Annotated in this window: 15 protein-coding genes and 1 riboswitch; of the genes, 4 read left to right on the top strand and 11 right to left on the bottom strand. The window is 37.8% G+C overall.

From position 1 onward, the window contains the following. Positions 1-5: 5 nt before the first annotated feature. Together xerD and V6R96_RS04680 are read left to right on the top strand one after the other, a co-directional pair. On the top strand, positions 6-920 hold the full coding sequence (gene xerD / locus V6R96_RS04685) for a site-specific tyrosine recombinase XerD (RefSeq protein WP_111958588.1): 915 nt from the start codon (positions 6-8) through the stop codon (positions 918-920). A gap of 41 nt (positions 921-961) precedes the next feature. After that, positions 962-1,480, top strand: coding sequence for an NUDIX domain-containing protein (locus V6R96_RS04680; protein WP_336378146.1), 519 nt, complete (start codon positions 962-964; stop codon positions 1,478-1,480). 60 nt (positions 1,481-1,540) lie between these two features. Here V6R96_RS04680 and V6R96_RS04675 read toward each other — a convergent pair whose 3' ends face one another. The 9 genes from V6R96_RS04675 to V6R96_RS04635 all read right to left on the bottom strand — a co-directional run bounded on the left by V6R96_RS04675 (position 1,541) and on the right by V6R96_RS04635 (position 11,284). Next, positions 1,541-1,999, bottom strand: a complete 459-nt coding sequence (locus V6R96_RS04675; protein ID WP_111958584.1) for a heme-binding domain-containing protein — start codon at positions 1,997-1,999, stop codon at positions 1,541-1,543. Positions 2,000-2,003: 4 nt separating this feature from the next. Continuing rightward, complete coding sequence (locus V6R96_RS04670) at positions 2,004-3,758, bottom strand: Ig-like domain-containing protein (RefSeq protein WP_223557707.1); 1,755 nt, start codon at positions 3,756-3,758, stop codon at positions 2,004-2,006. Between the two features lie 23 nt (positions 3,759-3,781). Next, entirely contained in the window at positions 3,782-5,044 is a 1,263-nt protein-coding gene (locus tag V6R96_RS04665) for a serine hydrolase (RefSeq protein WP_223557708.1), read from the bottom strand. Between the two features lie 153 nt (positions 5,045-5,197). After that, positions 5,198-6,127 (bottom strand): 2-hydroxyacid dehydrogenase, encoded by a 930-nt coding sequence (locus V6R96_RS04660; protein ID WP_336378145.1) that lies wholly within the window; start codon positions 6,125-6,127, stop codon positions 5,198-5,200. Positions 6,128-6,171: 44 nt separating this feature from the next. Continuing rightward, positions 6,172-6,522 carry a GxxExxY protein gene (locus tag V6R96_RS04655; RefSeq protein WP_336378144.1) on the bottom strand — a complete coding sequence of 117 codons (351 nt, stop codon included), beginning with the start codon at positions 6,520-6,522 and terminating at the stop codon, positions 6,172-6,174. Positions 6,523-6,643: 121 nt separating this feature from the next. Continuing rightward, entirely contained in the window at positions 6,644-7,195 is a 552-nt protein-coding gene (locus V6R96_RS04650; protein ID WP_048500903.1) for an acyl-CoA thioesterase, read from the bottom strand. Next, positions 7,183-7,935 carry a hypothetical protein gene (locus V6R96_RS04645; protein WP_336378143.1) on the bottom strand — a complete coding sequence of 251 codons (753 nt, stop codon included), beginning with the start codon at positions 7,933-7,935 and terminating at the stop codon, positions 7,183-7,185. Before V6R96_RS04645 ends, V6R96_RS04650 begins: the two co-directional genes overlap by 13 nt. A gap of 138 nt (positions 7,936-8,073) precedes the next feature. Further along, complete coding sequence (locus tag V6R96_RS04640) at positions 8,074-10,212, bottom strand: TonB-dependent receptor plug domain-containing protein (protein ID WP_336378142.1); 2,139 nt, start codon at positions 10,210-10,212, stop codon at positions 8,074-8,076. 107 nt (positions 10,213-10,319) lie between these two features. Then, a riboswitch (TPP riboswitch) is annotated at positions 10,320-10,410 on the bottom strand. Positions 10,411-10,513: 103 nt separating this feature from the next. Beyond that, a complete protein-coding gene (locus V6R96_RS04635; RefSeq protein ID WP_228452679.1) occupies positions 10,514-11,284 on the bottom strand; it encodes a WG repeat-containing protein in 771 nt (256 codons plus the stop codon). Positions 11,285-11,694: 410 nt separating this feature from the next. Here V6R96_RS04635 and V6R96_RS04630 point away from each other — a divergent pair, with 410 nt between their 5' ends. Then, complete coding sequence (locus V6R96_RS04630) at positions 11,695-14,484, top strand: bifunctional aconitate hydratase 2/2-methylisocitrate dehydratase (RefSeq protein WP_336378141.1); 2,790 nt, start codon at positions 11,695-11,697, stop codon at positions 14,482-14,484. A 314-nt stretch (positions 14,485-14,798) separates the two neighbouring features. Continuing rightward, on the top strand, positions 14,799-17,066 hold the full coding sequence (locus V6R96_RS04625) for an aconitate hydratase (RefSeq protein ID WP_223557714.1): 2,268 nt from the start codon (positions 14,799-14,801) through the stop codon (positions 17,064-17,066). A gap of 48 nt (positions 17,067-17,114) precedes the next feature. On the opposite strand, the gene V6R96_RS04620 is transcribed toward V6R96_RS04625, so the two are convergent. Both V6R96_RS04620 and V6R96_RS04615 read right to left on the bottom strand, forming a co-directional pair. Further along, on the bottom strand, positions 17,115-17,792 hold the full coding sequence (locus tag V6R96_RS04620) for a LytTR family DNA-binding domain-containing protein (protein WP_336378140.1): 678 nt from the start codon (positions 17,790-17,792) through the stop codon (positions 17,115-17,117). After that, positions 17,779-18,807: a histidine kinase gene (locus V6R96_RS04615; RefSeq protein WP_336378139.1), complete on the bottom strand. Its 1,029-nt coding sequence runs from the start codon at positions 18,805-18,807 to the stop codon at positions 17,779-17,781. The genes V6R96_RS04620 and V6R96_RS04615 overlap by 14 nt, the downstream gene beginning before the upstream one ends.

Raw genomic sequence — 18,807 nt, 5'->3', positions numbered from 1 at the left:
CACAAATGACCTGGGATGAAAAGATCAAAGATTTTGAAATATTTCTTCGTTTCGAACGAAATTTTTCAGAAAACACTCTCGATGCCTATATTCGAGACATCAAAAAATTAAAAGATTATGCCGAAGTGGATCTGGAAAACGTCGGTCCAGACTCTATCGGTTACGAAAACTTACAGGAATATATCTTCAATCTTTCCAAACAGAAGTTCAGCGAAAGATCACAAGCAAGATGGATTTCTTCGATAAAAGCTTTCTTCAAGTTTCTGCTTGAGGACGAGTTCAGAGAAGATAATCCTGCCTCACTGCTTGAAGGTCCAAAACTAGGATTGTATCTTCCTGACACCTTAAGCCTGCCTGACATCAATAAGATTATTGCAGCCATTGAGTCGCATTCTGACCTCGGAAAGAGAAATCATTGTATCATTGAAGTTCTTTACGGATGCGGATTACGTGTCTCGGAACTTATTGACCTTAAGATTTCGAACATCAATTTCAAAGAACAGTACATTAAAGTAAACGGAAAAGGCAACAAAACACGTTTCGTTCCTCTAGCCGATTATACTGCTGAACTTTTGGAAACTTACATTAAAGAAGTACGTTCGAAAAGCAAGATCAATAAAAAATATGAGGATACGCTGTTTCTTAACAGCCGTGGAACATCCATGTCCAGAGTAATCGTATTTCTGATCATTAAAGAACTTACAGACAAAGCTGGGGTAAGCAAAAAAATATCTCCACACACTTTCAGACATTCTTTTGCAACGCACCTTTTACAGAATGGGGCAGACCTTCGTTATATCCAGGAAATGCTGGGACATTCCAGTATTACCACTACGGAGATCTATACTCATCTGAAAACAGAAGAACTTCGGGATGTGATTTTAACTTATCACCCGAGAAATATTAATATTGCTCAATAAAACGAAGTTCCATCTGACTTTTGAAAAAATATTGTTAACAGATGAAATTATTGAAATACTGCCCGAGCTGTGGCAAAGAAACCCTGCATTGGGATGGCGAAAAGAAATGGAGCTGTCCCGAATGCGGTTTTACCCTCTACAATAACGTTGCCGGCGCGGTAGCTGTTGTTATCCGATGTGGTGATGAAATCTACCTTACCAGAAGAAACAGGGAACCTAAAAAGGGAAAACTTGATCTGGCCGGAGGTTTTGTAGATCCAAGGGAAAGCGCAGAGGAAACGTGCAAAAGAGAGCTTTTTGAAGAGCTTCAGCTTGATGTGGATATTTCAAAACTAAAGTATCTTACCAGCCTCCCGAACGTCTATCAGTATAAAGAAATTGATTACAATACAATCGATCTTTTTTATGAGTATCGTGTTCAGGAAAAGTTTGAGGTGAGCCTGGAGCTTTCTGAAATATCAGAAGCGACCTGGATTCCTTTGAATGCTTTGGAACTTGATGATATTGCTTTTGAATCTCAGCAGAGATTTTTTGTAGAATATCTGAAGAATAACCGGTAAGTTATTATAAAGAAATTTACTCCCGCAGATTACGATGTGTGGGAGTTATTTTATTTGATATTAATAAGATTTTGATTTCAGCATATCTTCGAAATACTGAACTAGTAGTGTTCTTTCAGCGTCTGTAAGATTAGCTTCTTTGTGATAGACGATATATCCCGGCATAGGCATCGCTTTGCTTTGGATTGTCTGAATGGATTTGCTCAGCATGCTTTCCTTCAGTTCCTTGTTATATGTACCCCAAACAGAAAAATTGAGATGCTCCCGGCCTTCATTCACATGGCTTTTTACAGACCACGAAATAGGCGCAACATAAGCATATTTGGGATATACTGTTTCATTGGAGTGACAATCGTAACAGGCTCCTTTTATCAAACCCCTGATCTTTTCCGGAGTCTTTTTTGTATCGACGAAGTTAACTGCTGTATTGACAGGCTTATTTACTTTATCAATAGAAATAAACTGCATCAGTGCAAAAACAACCAGCGCCCAGAATAACACTTTCTTTAATGTATTCATAGCTTTATTTTACCGGTGTTAAGACTGCATTTCCGGATTCTGACTTCACTTCTTTATTCAATTCTTTCTGTACGGTATCTTTTGGTGTTTCCGCAGGAGCATCTACAGGCTTAGGAATATTTCCTTTAGGATTATCCAGCGTTCTGGTATCTTTCAGGTCCCAGTCTTCCTTGGTTTCCCATAACGGCCGCACAACAGCTTTTTTGTAAAAGACATAGGAATCTTCAGCAAAAGTTTCTTTTTCAAAATCCGCTTCGTCCCAGAATTTATTTCCATTGTTATCCACCAGTATCCTTACGATATATTCATTAGGTTTCAGGATGTCAAATTTCACGCTGTTTCCTTTGGTATATCTTGAATAAATAACTTTATCCGAAGCATCCAGGAGCTGGATCCAATAACTGGCCTCCGGTGCATTCTGTATATTAAATGCAAGACTTCCGAATTGATCTACCTTTTCTACTTCGAAATCAAAACGTTTTGACTGTACATTTTTAGCGTAATAGGACGATACCGTCTCCTTTGGAATCGTAAGCTGATATTTTTTGCCATTCACAAAATCTGAATGAATCTGAATCTGGTAAGGATCTGTTTCAGAGATTTTAGCAGTAAATTCCTGAGTGGTTAAACTGTCACTTTTAAGAGTCCACTTTTCAGGACTTATCTTATCGATGATATAGCCGGATCTGATATTAAAGTCAGAATTCGGAGCCAATAATGGGCCTCCACTGTCATTTTCAAGATCCATTGCATTTTTCTTGTTGTATTTATAGAATACGGAAACAGTATCCTGCTTGCTCCCGATATCGTAGCTGAATTTAAGATTTTCAGTAACCGTTTGCCCCACATCGCTTTTTACAGCATCAAACCAGATTTTTACGGTATCCGATTTCGGGCGGTGGGTCACTTTAATGTCCTGAAGCTTTTCGTTTACAGAGGCTACTTTCACATTCTCAGGGTTTCCTTCAAATGTCATGATAACTCCTCCGGGACTTTCTTTCATTTCAAGATATTTCAAAGGCTTTTTGGAAGGATATATTTTTAAATTTAATCCTGAAACAGACTTTTCAACATCTACAGCTTCTTTTTGAAATCCTATTTTTTCTTTTCCCGGATCATAAATAGAATTACTATTCTCATCCTCAAAGGCTATAATCTTATATTTTCCCGGGGTAAGATAGTTAAGTTCATAATACCCATCTTCATCCACTTTGGTAATGTAATAGGGTTTCTGTCTGTAATTCATCGTATCTTTCACCTGGTAAAGCCCTACAACAAGCTTATTTTCTCCTTCTTTCTTTTTAAGCGCTACTGCATCCGAAATTTCACCGCTGATATAAAGATCATCCAGCTTATCTCCTGTAGAAAAAGCAAAATTGAAATACCTAAGAATATTAGACTCATTATTATCAGCAATTGAGTTTCCAAAGTTGAAGTTATAAGTCGTATTGGCCTGGAGGGTATCTTCCCACTGGATCATCACAAACTTATTGGCGATGTTGGAAGGAAGAATCCGCTTTATATTTTTGATAGGCGGAGAAATGATCAGGTTTTTATTGATATCCTTTAAGGTAATATATTCGTCGAAATCCAGTCTGAGCTCATGGATGTCTCTTTTTACATTAACTCTTGTAGTGTCAATATTTGAGCTTAAAAACTTTGGAGCCAGGGTATCTTTCGGTCCTCCCACGGGAGATCCTACTCTTGCACATGAGTGTACAAGAAAACAGATAACGAATAATAGAAGAAGTCTTTTCATATATGTTTAAGCAAAATTAAACATTATTCTCCAAAAACTTCATGTCCGGCATTCAAAGTATCTTTATTGTCGTTCATTACACTGTGCAGCTTATCTTTCTGAGCCGGAAAATCTTCAAATAATCCTGATAAAGCCAATGCTGTATATACTTTCCCTGAATATTTGTTCCCAATAGCTACGATCGTCACTTTTGACTTCAGCAGATGGGCAAATACGGAATTGGTTCCGTGCCACCATCCGTTATGATAAGTAAGTTTCTCGCCATTGTCAAAGATCTTCATCCTGAAACCGAGTCCGTAATTATTCATTCCTGCTTTCTCGTTGCTATACGGTGTGAAAACCATCTGCATCAGATCAGGCTTTAAGAAGTCTTTTGAAAACATGGCTTTTGAGAAGTTATAAAGGTCCCTCGGCGTTGTATACACATTTTTATCACCATAGATAAGGTCAAGCCTGTCTAAAGGATATAGTCTGTTTCCGCCGTAATAAAAAGACTGTGCGGCTGTAGGAATATCTTTCTCCTGAAAAATATAAGTATGTTCCATTTTCAAAGGCTGAAATACCATTTCTTTCATGGCCTGCGGAAACGGAGTTTTGGTGATCTTCTCTATCAGTAAAGCCAGCATCGCAAAGTTGGTGTTGCAGTACATAAAACCTGTATCCGTATCCCTTGCCAGATCTGGTTTGTATTTGATGATCATATTCAGAACATCCTGGTTGGTAATAAAAGATTTTGAAAGTTCTGCCGGAGCCGGCTGTATTTTGGCAATAAAATATTCGTATTTCGGAAGACCGCTTCTCTGATCCAGCAATGTCTGTACAGTGACATTCGGATAAGGAAACCCCGGAAAATATTGGGTAAGATGGTCGGTCAGTTTTATTTTTCCAGCTTCCACCAATTTCAGCATGGCCATAGCCGTCAACGTCTTTGAGACAGAAGCTACATGCAGTGGTGTATTTTTATCAATCGGCATCTGGTTTCCTTCTCTGCCGAAACCTCTGTAGTTTTCATACAGAATATCATCTCCTTTTGCGACGAGTATCCCTCCGCTCAGATCTCCACCTTCCCAGATCTTTTTATAATACTGGTCGATGTACCCTGTGAGTATTCCTTTATCTCCAAGCTGATTGTCTTCTTTGGTAAAAACATTGCCCAGATCTACATTTCCGTAGTTTGGAAGATTAGTCGTGTTTTCAGCTGAAGTCTGCTTGGATTCAGAATTTTTTTTACAGGAAATAAAGGATAAAAAAACAGCTACAATAAGTAAAAAATTACGCTTCGTCATGAGTATCAAAAAATGAGCAGCAATTTAATAAAACTCAAAATAAATTTTCAGTTCGAAGCGTATATTATGAATTATTTAACATAAAAGATGAAACTCGCGAAAGGGATAAAGACACAGGCAATGAGTAATTTTATCTTTTGCCTTAGATTTTTCCTAACAGTAGGAAGCAATTATCTTGTCCACGATCACCTGTGCCAGCTTTTCTTTGCTTTGGTGAGTCCATCCGGCGATGTGTGGTGTTACGATTATTTTTTCAGATTCCAGAAGGTATTTAAGATCTTCATTTTCTGTTTCCAGATTTTCAAAAGATGCCTTTTCATATTCAAGAACATCAAGACAGGCACCTTTTACTTTCCCTGACTTTAAAGATTCAACTAAATATTTAGTTTCTACGTTTTTTCCTCTGGCTGTATTGATTAAATAAAAGTCTTTTCTCATTTCTGAAATAAACTTTTCATCAATAAGATAGTGAGTTTCAGAAGTCAGCGGAATATGCAGGCTCAGAATATCTGCAGATTGTTTTAATTCTTCTAAACTGACTTGTGTAGCATATTCATCAGAAAGCCCAGGAAGAATATCATGAAAAATAACCTTACAGCCAAATCCTGAGAATCTTTTTGCTGTAGCTTTCCCCATGTTTCCATATCCTATAAGCCCTACCGTTTTTCCGAGAAGCTCATCTCCCCTATTTTCTTCACGAAGCCAGATTCCGTTTTTCACTTCCTGAGAAGCGATAAAAAGACGGTTCATTAAAATCAACAGCATCCCTACAACATGTTCTGCTACCGAATCTCTGTTACCTTCCGGAGAATTGATCAACTGAATTCCCAGTTTTTCTGCAACTGGAATATCAATATTTTCCATTCCCGCTCCTACTCTGGCAATAAACTTCAGGCTTTTCCCTTTTTCCAGAAAGTTTTTATCCAGAGGAATTCTGCTTCTGATGATAACTCCGTCATAGTTATCAATTTTATGACAAACCTCATCATAGGAAGATGTGAAATCTTCTTCTAATACAAAATTCTTAGCTAAAAGCTGTTCTGTGATGAGAGGATGGTTTTTATCTAAAAGAAGTATTTTCATAGTTTAAACACAAATGGCACTAATTTATTTCACAAATAACACAATTATAAAGTGCCGTTAATCACTCTTTTAACTCCATTTTTAAACTGAAGTGTATTAAAGTTAATTAACATTCCAAGTTTACAATTACTTAGGCGAAGGTATGTAAGTATTTGTGCTAAATGAATATCTTTTAATGATTCTATGGATTTTATTTCCAGCACAAATTTTTTTTCAATTAAAAAGTCAAGCCTATAACCAATATCCATTTTAACCTCATCATAAACTAATGGCATCGGTTTTTGCCTCTCTACAAGAATATCAAATTTATTTAATTCATAAAACAAACATTCTTCATAAGCACTTTCCAAAAGTCCCGGTCCTAATGACTTATGGACTATATTACCCTGCTTCATAAACAATTTTTGATATATCATTTTCTGAAATATCCATCTTTATTATTTTTTTTCATTTGATTAGGCACAAACCATTTGTGAAAATTCGTGCCATCCATTCATGTTATTTGTGTTTAATTTTTTATTTTTTATCTTTCTTTGACTCTTTTGTTTCTTCCGGTTCCTGGAATAATTTTTTAAGTTCCACCGATTCCAGGGGCTTCATTCTTCCGGAAAGGATTAATGACAGTTCTTTTCTTCTGAAAGCAGCAGCATGTCTCAGTTTTTCTTCTTCAGTTTCGGGAATCATGTCCGGGATAGGAATAGGACGGTTGAATTCATCTACTGCAACGAAAGTATAAATTCCTTCATTGGTATGAACTTTCTTCTGATTGATCGGATCATCCAACCAAACATCCACATACACCTCCATTGAAGTAGAGAAAGCTCTTGAAACTTTAGATTCCAGAACCACTACCCCACCTTCAGGGATAGGATGATTGAAAGAAACGTGATTTACAGAAGCTGTTACCACTCTTCTCTCGCAGTGTCTGGCTGCAGAAATAGAAGCACAACGGTCCATTTTTGCAAGAAGTTCACCTCCGAAAAGGTTTCTTAAAGAGTTGGTTTCGTTCGGAAGAACAATATTGGTCATGATCGTCAGAGATTCTGACGCTTTTTTTACTTTTGCCATTGAGTCTTAGTGTTGTTTTGAGCTGCCGAAGCGGGTTTTATGCCTTTTCCGGCTGGTTTTGCTAATGAATCTTTTTTCAGGGAATCTGAAACAGCCGTTTCCGGACCTTGTACCATTACTTTTACGGTGTCTTTTACAATTCTATGTGTAGAAGTCTGGACAGAAACTTTATCAAAAGATTTTTTTCCGAAAAGAAGTTCTCTTTGGGTGAATGCCAGATACAGAATTCCTAAAACAGGAATGACAAGCAGAAAAATCCAAAGAATAGATTTTTTGAATGTATAATCTTTCTCTCTCTTTTCTTTAGTACTTATTTTTTCACCATTGTTGATATCCGAGAGCCTGATCTCTTCAAGCCCATAAAAGTCCGGATGCCCCGCTTCTATTCTTTTCCCCTTGAAATGCGTCTTATCATCTTCAATATGGATAGCTCCGAGGTTCTGAATTTCCAGAAACTGATCTGCCTGAAGTTTTTTCTTCCAAAAATCAGTCTGGATTTTCAAGTCACTTCTGGAAGCCTCTAAAGACATCTGCTTTTCTCCGGCTATAAAGGCAGCCAGCTCGTCAGACTGTATTTCATAATCCACTGCAAAAACGATCTCGCTTGCAGGCGGAAGAATGCTTCCGTTCTCAGAATTAATAATTGCCTTGGAGTTTTTAAGCGAAAACGCACCGAATCCCGGAACCGTCACAGTTCCAAATTGTTTCAGATATTCTAAAATGTAAGCTGAAATATTCATTTGGCAGCAAATTTATAATTTTTTCGTGACTTTTTGAAGAGATTTGTAGGATATAAAAAAAGACTGCCTGAACAGTCTTTTGATAAATAGGTATAAAATTGAATGTATTAAACCCTGTTTGGCAAATTATCATCCGTATTATTGAATTTTCCAGCTGATCCCGAACATAAAATTAGTTCCTGCCTGTGAAAAATAGTATGGATCTCCACCATAAACCGCTCCGTTGTTTACATATTTTTTATTAAAGAGATTATTCACCAGTAATTTTAAAGCAATATCATTATGGGCTATGGTAAACTGGTACTGCGCATTGAAATCGGTCAGGAAATAATCTTTCAGCTCGAGGTTTTTATCCCCGGTATTATCCAGATATTGTTTTCCGACATATTGATTCGTTAAAGCAAACAGAAAACTCTTGGAAGGATTGAACTTTAGGCCAAGATTGGCAATGACATTAGGCGAAAATGAAATATTGGTATCACCCAGATTCTGAAGTGCTCCATTATTTTTAATCTTAAAGTCAAGGTTTCTGTTCTGGCTGAGACTGATATTCCCATTCACTTCCCATTGCTTGGAAAGTTTCGCCAACGCTCCGATTTCAATTCCTCTTCTGTAGCTTTTTCCGGAGTTTGTTCTGATGAATGCTCCTACATTATTTAACTGCCCGTTCAGTACTAACTGATTAACATAGTACATATAGTATAAATTAGCCGTAACAGATAAAATTCCAAACTGTTTTTCAATACCGGCTTCAAAATCATGGAGTTTTTCGGCTTTTACTTCATTATCACTCATCAGGTCATCCCTGTTCGGTTCGCGGTGGGCATGTGCGTATGAAAGGAAAACTTTTCCATTCCCGATTTTATAATTCACTCCCGCTTTTGGATTAAAGAAAAGCCAGTTCTTATCAAGATTTCCACCTTCTCCATCTCCGGCATTCAGGATCTTGGTATCATAATCAATATTTCTGATCTGAAGATCTCCGAAGAATTCAAAGTGATCCCCGGTTCTCCATAAAGCTTTTGCAAACCCTGCCAGCTCAGTTTTCACCGAACGGTTTCTGTAATATTCATACTCATTGATCTGTGGAAAATAAACCCCGGTAACATTTCCAAAATGTCTTCCATAGTATTGGTTCGCGACCACACCGAAATTAAGATCTATATTATCCAGCTTTCCGTAAAGCGTAGAAACAGCCCCGTAAAAATCATTATCCAGCCATTTTTTTCTGATAAAATCGGTTATTTCTACCGGAGAGCCATTTACAATCGGTACCGGCAAATTATAATTGGAATAATGTGTAGCCTCTACATCTGTTTCATCAACTCTTTTATAGTTTTCATAGTAGCCTTTTCCTTTCGTATAATGAAGCGTGGTTTCCAAATTCCAGTTATCATTGAATTTTTGCTCCCATAAAAGTTGGAAATGATTCTGTCTGTAATTATCCGTCTCGTTATCATAGAATTTCTCTTCTCCGGTCAACAGATCTGTGTATTGTCCTGAATAATTGAATTTAGGATTGGTTTCCCAGGTTGGCCGGTCAATTCCGTTCCATGCCTGATAAGTTTTTTCTTTTCCACCGAAAGCCATCAGACGAAGCCTTGTTTTCCCTTCTTCAAATAATGCAGTGAAATTGTAAGAATCCAGTTTTGAAGAAGCTCTGTCAATATACCCGTCAGACTGGATACGCGTATACCTTCCCATCACCGAAAGCCTGTTGTTCCAGAATTTCCCGGAACCTGCTTCCGCTGAATATTTATAGGTATTAAATGAGCCGTAGCTGTCATCAGTTTTGAAATACATCTTCTCATCCGGTTCTTTGGAGATCACATTGATACTCGCACCAAACGCAGAAACCCCATTATTGGAAGTCCCCACCCCTCTCTGAATCACAATCTGGGAAGCAGAACTGGTAAGATCCGGAACATTGACGAAAAATGTTCCCTGGCTTTCAGAATCGTTATAGGGAACGCCGTTCATCATCACATTAATACCTTTTCCTTCTACTCCACGAATTCTGAATCCCGTGTACCCAATTCCGTTTCCGGCATCAGAGGTTGAGATAACAGACGTTTGATTTTTTAAAAGAATTGGAAGATCCTGACCCAGATTCCTGCTGTCTACATCTTTCTGTACGTTAATGATTTCTTTGGCAACAGGAAGTCTTTTGGTAAAGTTGACAGCTTCAATTTCCCTGACCTTCAGTGAATCCTTATTTTGCGCCTGGATAAAGGCTGCAGAGCCTACCGTAAGCCCTAAAAAAAATAATCCTTTCATTCTATAAATTTTTAAAATTTAATGAATAAAAGGGGCGGATTAAATAATGTAGCAATTTACTAATTTAACAGTCTAGCAATGATTGATATATTGTTATACTGTTCCAGTGGTACATTTTCAAAATTCCCTAAACAGCATTATCTGTTCCAGGTTCATTGGGTATAATCTCAGCTTATTAAAGCACCCCTTTATTTCAACCGCGAAATTACAAAAAAAAAGTGAGATAGGATCTTCCGATACTCTGTGAATGATGAGATCTGCATCCTCAATTTAATCTGAAAGAGATATTCTTATACAAAGATTAATAAGTCTTATTTCTGGCATCGATATAATAATAGTTCTTTCCGTCTTTCGTCACGTCAAACATTTTCCCCATTTTCCAGCTGAAATTCCTTTTTATATTGGAATATTCAAAAGGAACAATCACTTTATTATTAACATCAATTACTCCAAACCTGTCGTTGTGGGAAGCCACAATCATTGGATCTGCGGTATCATCACCTTCCAGAATATATAAATACTGATACTGGGGATAGATCTGGTAATCCCTGTAATCTGCTGCGTTCACGAATCTGGACTTTTCAATGATACCGTAAAATCCGTTTAAAACGTATGCCTGATACAGCTGCTGCTTATAATCCTCCAACTTACATTTTCCGAGATCCGAATCTTTGAACTGATAGACTCTTTTCCCCGCCTTATTCACCCGGTAAGAAATCATATCCTTTTCTACAGTAGCATATTCTTTAGTTCCGAATTTTCTTATTTTTTCGTTGGGAGAGTTCAAAAGATTACAATCTTCATAAAAAAAGACGGCAATATGGTATTCAGGTTTGATAATAAATTTTCCGTTCTGATTAACGTAACCAAATTTCCCATCTTCTTTTTTAGGGATCAAAACCGGAAGATCCGGATTGATAATCACCAGATCCGGGTTTGGCTTAGCCACTGCAGATCCCTTTTTCACTACAGTTTTAGTTACATTTTTAATCGGTAGCTTCTTCACGGATTTCGTCTGTGAAAAAACGAAAACCGAGATAAATACACACCAAAAATTCAGGATATTTTTCATATTCATCATTTGCCTGCAAAATTACGGCCAAAAATAGAAATTATCAAATTCATATTTATAAAGAATCTAAATAATTTCATTCTGATAAAATACTAAAAAATTCGTAAATTTGGAAGCACTTTTTAAGTGTTTGATAATCTAAAAACGTTTTGGAGATATAATTTTGATAGGAATGCTGTCAAAAAAGTGTATAAATCTTACCCAAAGAGAGTTTTTCAGCAAGACAAATCGCAGGTAAATTACTTACATTCTATTAAAGGTCAAATATATCCCACTTTGAAACGGAACATTATTTCACATTTTTAAAGGGGTAGATTATGTTGTTGATGACTATACTTGTTTTTTGCAGCAACTTTAGTACTGAGAACTGCCTTACATCTACTTTTAAAATTTAAAAGACTTCTATTATTATGAATATGTATCAGGATTACATCCAAGAGATTGAAGAAAGAAAAAACCAGGGACTCAATCCAAAGCCCATTGACGGTGCCGGATTACTAAGCGAAATCATTGCACAAATTAAAGATCCGGGTAACGAATATCGATCAGATTCTCTTAAATTTTTCATTTACAACACCTTACCAGGAACAACAAGTGCTGCAGGCGTAAAAGCTAAGTTTTTAAAAGAGATTATTCTGGGAGAATCCGTAGTAGAAGAAATATCTCCGGCCTTTGCTTTTGAATTATTATCTCACATGAAGGGAGGACCTTCTATTGAGGTACTGCTTGATCTGGCTTTGGGTAATGATATCTCTATTGCCAAGGAAGCGGCAGACGTTCTTAAGACACAGGTTTTCCTTTATGAGGCAGATACCAACCGTCTGAAGGAAGCATTCAATAGCGGTAACGAAATCGCCAAAGAAATTATTGAAAGCTATGCACAAGCAGAGTTCTTCACTAAACTTCCGGAAGTTGCTGAAGAAATAAAAGTAGTGACTTTTATCGCTGGTGAAGGTGATATCTCGACAGATTTACTTTCTCCGGGGAATCAGGCGCACTCAAGATCAGACCGTGAACTTCATGGTAAATGTATGATCACTCCTCAGGCGCAGGAAGAAATTAAAGCTTTGCAGGTACAGCATCCTGATAAAAGTGTAATGCTTATCGCAGAAAAAGGAACCATGGGTGTAGGTTCATCCAGAATGTCCGGAGTGAACAACGTAGCTTTATGGACAGGTAAGCAAGCAAGCCCGTACATCCCATTCGTGAATATTGCTCCAATCGTTGGAGGAACAAACGGTATTTCTCCGATTTTCCTTACTACGGTTGACGTTACCGGTGGTATTGGCCTTGACCTTAAAAACTGGGTTAAAAAACTTGACGAAAATGGAGAGCCAATCCGTAACGAAGCTGGGGAACCGATTCTTGAAGAAGCGTACTCCGTTGCTACAGGAACCGTTCTTACCATCAATACAAAAACAAAAAAGCTTTATAACGGTGACCAGGAGCTGATTGATATTGCTAAGGCATTCACTCCACAAAAAATGGAATTCATCAAGGCTGGCGGATCATATGCAATTGTATTCGGTAAAAAGCTGCAGACATTTGCTGCAAAACTTTTAGGAATAGAAACTCCTCTTGTTTTTGCTCCGTCAAAAGAAATTTCCCACGAAGGACAAGGTTTGACTGCAGTTGAAAAAATCTTCAACAGAAACGCAGTCGGAACAACTCCGGGAAAAGTTTTGCATGCCGGTTCAGACGTTCGTGTACAGGTTAATATCGTTGGTTCTCAGGATACAACAGGTTTGATGACCGCCCAGGAACTTGAATCAATGGCAGCTACCGTGATTTCTCCAATTGTTGACGGTGCTTATCAATCCGGATGTCACACTGCTTCTGTTTGGGATAAAAAAGCGCAGGCCAACATTCCGAAACTAATGAAATTCATGAACGAATTTGGTTTGATCACAGCCCGTGACCCGAAAGGTGAATACCACGCTATGACAGATGTTATTCACAAGGTTCTTAATGATATAACGATAGATGAATGGGCGATCATCATTGGTGGTGACTCCCACACAAGAATGTCTAAAGGGGTTGCTTTTGGAGCAGACTCAGGAACAGTTGCCCTTGCACTGGCTACAGGTGAAGCATCTATGCCAATCCCTGAATCCGTAAAAGTAACTTTCAAAGGAAACATGAAAGAGCACATGGATTTCCGTGATGTTGTTCATGCTACTCAGGCTCAGATGCTTAAGCAGTTTGGTGGGGAAAACGTATTCCAGGGTAGAATCATTGAGGTTCACATCGGAACACTTCCTGCTGACCAGGCATTTACCTTTACAGACTGGACTGCAGAGATGAAGGCAAAAGCTTCCATCAATATTTCTGAGAACGAAACCCTGATCGAGTCATTGGAAATTGCAAAAGGCAGAATCCAGATCATGATTGATAAGGGTATGGACAATCATAACCATGTCCTTCAGGGATTAATTAATAAGGCTGATAAGAGAATCGCTGAAATCAGATCTGGTGAGAAACCAGCTCTGACACCGGATGCGAATGCTAAATATTATGCTGAAGTCGTTGTTGATCTTGATGCCATCGTTGAACCGATGATTGCTGACCCGGATGTAAACAACGAAGATGTTTCTAAGAGATATACTCATGATACCATCAGAGACCTTTCTTATTATGGAGGCGAGAAAAAAGTGGATCTTGGATTTGTTGGATCTTGTATGGTTCACAAAGGCGATTTGAAAATTGTTTCTCAAATGCTTAGAAATATTGAAAAACAACAAGGTAAAGTTGAATTTAACGCTCCGCTTGTTGTAGCCGCTCCAACGTATAACATTATTGATGAATTAAAAGCAGAAGGAGACTGGGAATTTTTAGAAAAGTATTCAGGATTCGAATTTGATGATAATGCTCCTAAAGGCGAAGCACGTGTTGAATACAAAAACATGATGTATCTTGAGCGTCCAGGCTGTAACCTTTGTATGGGGAATCAGGAAAAAGCGGCTAAAGGAGATACGGTACTGGCAACTTCTACCCGTCTTTTCCAGGGAAGAGTAGTTGAAGATTCAGAACGTAAAAAAGGAGAATCTTTATTGGCTTCAACTCCGGTGGTTGTTCTTTCTGCTATCATTGGAAGAATTCCTAATATTGATGAATATAAAGCTGCCGTTGAAGGTATTGACCTGACTAAATTTGCTCCACCTATTAAAGAGTTGGTCCAGGTTGGTCATAGTATAGCTTAACGTTAGGTCGTAGGACTGTTTTAAAATTATATAATTGAAAGATTTAGTCCTTTAGGATTTAAATCTTTCAATTTTTGTTTAGAACCTTTCTATTTAAGACTGCTTTAGAATTATTTAAAATAAAAATATAGAAAGAAATTCCAATTTTTTCTTAACTTGATAGAAATATAACATTCTGATTATTTATCATAATTATCCTTTTTATGAATTGGAGGAACAGAATTTGATGAATTAAGTAACAATGATATTTTTCCGTTTTAAAATAAAATTATTGACGGAAAAGCTTATTTAAAGAAGAAAAATTAAATTAAGATATGACTTTTGATATTGATATGATCAAAAAAGTGTACGAACGCTACCCGGAGAGAATTGCTGCAGCAAGACAAATCGTGGGAAAACCTCTTACACTTTCAGAAAAAATCCTTTACACCCATCTTTGGGAAGGTAATGCTACATCAGCACATGAGAGAGGAAACTCTTATGTAGATTTTGCACCGGACAGAGTGGCCATGCAGGATGCAACTGCGCAGATGGCGCTTTTACAGTTTATGCAGGCAGGGAAAGCTAAAGTAGCTGTTCCTTCAACGGCTCATGCCGATCACCTGATCCAGGCAAGAGTAGGTGCTGAATCAGATTTACAGGAAGGAATCAACAAAAACTCTGAAGTTTTCAACTTCCTGAGCTCTGTATGTGACAAATACGGAATTGGTTTCTGGAAGCCGGGAGCCGGTATTATTCACCAGGTTGTACTGGAGAACTACGCATTCCCCGGAGGGATGATGATTGGTACAGATTCTCACACCGTAAATGCAGGAGGTTTAGGAATGGTGGCTATCGGTGTTGGAGGTGCTGATGCAGTAGACGTAATGGCCGGAATGGCGTGGGAGCTTAAAATGCCAAAACTTATCGGGGTAAAATTAACCGGTAAAATGAGCGGATGGACTTCTGCAAAAGACGTTATCCTGAAAGTAGCAGGAATTCTTACCGTAAAAGGTGGAACAGGATGCATCGTGGAATATTTCGGAGAAGGGGCACAATCTCTTTCAGCAACTGGTAAAGGAACGATCTGTAACATGGGTGCTGAAGTAGGAGCAACAACCTCTACTTTTGGATACGATGATTCTATGAGAAGATATCTTGCGGCAACAGGAAGACAGGATGTGGTAGATGCAGCTGATAAAATAGCGGAACACTTAACCGGTGATGCTGAAGTATACGCCAACCCTGAGCAGTATTTTGATCAGGTAATTGAAATTAACCTTTCTGAGCTTACTCCACACTTAAACGGACCTTTCACTCCGGATTTGGCGACTCCTGTAGCGGAATTCAGAGCTAAAGCTGAAGCTAACGGATGGCCGATAGAAGTGGAATGGGCTCTTATTGGCTCTTGTACTAACTCTTCTTATGAAGATCTTTCGAGAGCAGCTTCCATTGTGGAAGATGCTGTAGCAAAAGGAGTTAAACCTAAAGCGATCCTGGGGATTAATCCTGGTTCTGAGCAGGTAAAATTCACAGCAGAAAGAGACGGTTTCCTGGATTCTTTCAGAAAATTTGAGAACGCAAGAATCTTCACCAATGCCTGTGGACCTTGTATCGGGCAATGGGACAGAGAAGGAGCTGATAAAGGAGAGAAAAATTCTATTATTCACTCGTTCAACAGAAACTTTGCCAAAAGAGCTGACGGTAACCCGAACACGCATGCATTCGTAGCGTCTCCGGAAATGGTAGCTGCAGTAGCAATTTCAGGAAGATTAGATTTCAATCCAATTACAGATACTTTAACTGCCGAAAACGGTGAGCAGGTAAAACTTGATGAGCCTAAGGGTTCTGAATTACCATCCAGAGGATTTGCTGTTGATGATAACGGATACCAGGCACCATCTGAAGACGGTTCTTCTGTTGTCGTGAAGGTAAGCCCTACTTCGGACAGACTTCAGTTACTGGAAGAATTCCCGGCTTGGGACGGTAAAAACATTGAAGCCGCCAGAGTTTTGATCAAAGCTTTCGGAAAATGTACTACTGACCATATTTCTATGGCTGGACCATGGCTGAAATACAGAGGCCACCTCGACAATATTTCAAACAACATGCTGATTGGAGCTGTGAATGCCTATAACATGGAAACCAACCGTGTAAAAAATGAATTAACTGGTGAATATGGTGAAGTTCCGGCTGTACAAAGAGCTTATAAAGCTGCAGGAATTCCTACCATCGTTGTTGGAGACCAGAACTACGGTGAAGGTTCTTCAAGAGAGCATGCAGCAATGGAGCCTAGACATCTTGGGGTAAAAGCTGTATTGGTAAAATCATTTGCGAGAATCCATGAAACAAACCTTAAAAAGCAAGGAATGCTTGGAATCACTTTCGCTAATGAAGCTGATTATGACAAAATTCAGGAAGACGATGTGGTTAATTTCTTAGATCTTGATCAATTCGCTCCAGGAAAGCAGTTGACTTTAGAATTCATTCATACGGACGGAACCAAAGATATCATCATGGCTAACCATACGTACAACGATCAGCAGATCGACTGGTTTAAGGCAGGTTCTGCTCTTAACCTGATTAAGAAACAGGAAAATTAATTGTTAGATTAATTAATCATAGAAAAGCGGCTTCCTCGGAAGCCGCTTTTATTTTTGTGTATTCAAAAGATTTATTCTGTAGCTTTCTCCGATTGGAATTTCATGCAATGGCAGTATTACCTTTTTAGGACCAATGCTTTTAATTTTGTCCACATTAATAATAAAAGACTTATGAATCCTGATAAACTTTTCAGAAAGCTGGTTTTCCATTGATTTAAGAGTATCCAATACGATATACTCTTCATCCGTAGTGCGAATATTCACATAATCTTTAATGCTTTCAATATAGTGGATATCATTGAAATTAATGCGGTGTTGCTGCCCTGATGATTTTACAAAAAAATGAGATTCCATCTCTCCGTGAAAAGAAAAGCGCTCCTGGGCCTTCAACGCACATTTATAAAATCTTTCAAAGGAAACAGGCTTTAAAAGATAATCTATGATATTGTGTTCGTACCCTTCTAAAGCATACTCGGAATAGGCTGTCGTCAGAATATATTTCTTCTTTTCTCCGACAATCTTCATAAAGTTAATTCCTGTGAGTTCAGGCATCTGAATGTCCAGAAAGATCAGATCTGCATCATGGGTCTGTATATATTCCAGGGCTAAAATGGGATTTTCAGTAGAAAAAACAAGTTCAAAGAAAGGTATTTTTTCAACATACTTTTCCAAAAGAGAGACGGCCAGCGGTTCGTCATCTACAATAATACATTTAATTTTTTTCATGCCGTAAATCAATTTTTAAATCTACAACAAATTCTGTTTCTGAATCATTGATGATGAGTTGATGCTTATGAGGATATAAAATCTCTAATCTTTTTTTCACATTCTGAATGCCAATTCCTGAACCGGAGTCTGCCATTTTTTGTTTTTTAAAGTTTAAAAGATAAAAATGTAATACCTGTTCATTATCAGAAACCTTTATTTCAAAACCTTTCCCTCGAAAATCGCCATGTTTAAAAGCATTCTCAACAAATGGGACCAACAACATTGGTGAAATATTAAGCTCCGGATGAGTAATCTCTTTTGTCATAACCAATAATTCAGGTTCCTTGATCCTAAGCTTCTCCAAAGCAATTAAACTATCAATATATCCCATCTCTTTATCCAAAGAGATCACATCTTTTTCCAAATCTTTTGTACTATACCTCAACAATCGGCTTAATTCTTCAATGGCTGGCAACGCCTTTTCAGAATTTTGATAGACCAATGAATAGATATTATTCAAAGAATTAAAAATAAAATGTGGATTGATCTGCGTTTTCAGCGCCTGAAGCTCTGCCTGCTTTTTCTCAATCATTAATTGTTTCTTGTCATTTTCAGCTACCCCATATTTTTCTAATATCCATAAGATTCCCCCAATAAACACTGTTAGAGAGGCATTATATATATTATCTGCTAAATAAAATAAAAGTTCCGCATCCTTATTATAATTCCGGAACCCGAGAGTAAGTGGAAGAATAATTTCCTCGATCCCATAACGTACAAATCCAAAACATAAAATAGCCAGCAGAAAAACAAAAACTGCAGAATAAAGCTTCTCCAGCTTAAATACTTTGGGAATGATGATGAGGTATAAAATATAAAAGGTTAAAATCTCTGTAATAAAATAAGTAATATTCAGGACATTCCACTCAAAGCCTCTGCGCTCTGGGAAAAAAAAATTCGGCATAATGACATTACCTACAAAGTTGAAAGCCCAGTAGAGGACCTGAAGCCAGATAATTTGTTGCTTTTTCAT

The sequence above is a fragment of the Chryseobacterium sp. CCNWLW53 genome (assembly GCF_037083525.1).
Taxonomy (GTDB): Bacteria; Bacteroidota; Bacteroidia; order Flavobacteriales; family Weeksellaceae; genus Chryseobacterium; species Chryseobacterium lathyri.
The sequence above is the reverse complement of the archived record's forward strand: the minus strand, read 5'-3'. Positions and strand labels throughout refer to the sequence as shown.

Bases quoted from the DNA above. Each gene is read 5' to 3' on its own strand.
- V6R96_RS04650 (WP_048500903.1), bottom strand. From the start codon at position 7,195: ATGGCAAAAGTAAAAAAAGCGTCAGAATCTCTGACGATCATGACCAAT.
- V6R96_RS04625 (WP_223557714.1), top strand. From the start codon at position 14,799: ATGACTTTTGATATTGATATGATCAAAAAAGTGTACGAACGCTACCCG.
- V6R96_RS04680 (WP_336378146.1), top strand. From the start codon at position 962: ATGAAATTATTGAAATACTGCCCGAGCTGTGGCAAAGAAACCCTGCAT.
- V6R96_RS04675 (WP_111958584.1), bottom strand. From the start codon at position 1,999: ATGAATACATTAAAGAAAGTGTTATTCTGGGCGCTGGTTGTTTTTGCA.
- V6R96_RS04615 (WP_336378139.1), bottom strand. From the start codon at position 18,807: ATGAAAAAGCAACAAATTATCTGGCTTCAGGTCCTCTACTGGGCTTTC.
- V6R96_RS04665 (WP_223557708.1), bottom strand. From the start codon at position 5,044: ATGACGAAGCGTAATTTTTTACTTATTGTAGCTGTTTTTTTATCCTTT.
- V6R96_RS04655 (WP_336378144.1), bottom strand. From the start codon at position 6,522: ATGAAGCAGGGTAATATAGTCCATAAGTCATTAGGACCGGGACTTTTG.
- V6R96_RS04620 (WP_336378140.1), bottom strand. From the start codon at position 17,792: ATGAAAAAAATTAAATGTATTATTGTAGATGACGAACCGCTGGCCGTC.
- V6R96_RS04645 (WP_336378143.1), bottom strand. From the start codon at position 7,935: ATGAATATTTCAGCTTACATTTTAGAATATCTGAAACAATTTGGAACT.
- V6R96_RS04670 (WP_223557707.1), bottom strand. From the start codon at position 3,758: ATGAAAAGACTTCTTCTATTATTCGTTATCTGTTTTCTTGTACACTCA.
- V6R96_RS04660 (WP_336378145.1), bottom strand. From the start codon at position 6,127: ATGAAAATACTTCTTTTAGATAAAAACCATCCTCTCATCACAGAACAG.
- V6R96_RS04630 (WP_336378141.1), top strand. From the start codon at position 11,695: ATGAATATGTATCAGGATTACATCCAAGAGATTGAAGAAAGAAAAAAC.
- V6R96_RS04635 (WP_228452679.1), bottom strand. From the start codon at position 11,284: ATGAAAAATATCCTGAATTTTTGGTGTGTATTTATCTCGGTTTTCGTT.
- V6R96_RS04640 (WP_336378142.1), bottom strand. From the start codon at position 10,212: ATGAAAGGATTATTTTTTTTAGGGCTTACGGTAGGCTCTGCAGCCTTT.
- xerD (WP_111958588.1), top strand. From the start codon at position 6: ATGACCTGGGATGAAAAGATCAAAGATTTTGAAATATTTCTTCGTTTC.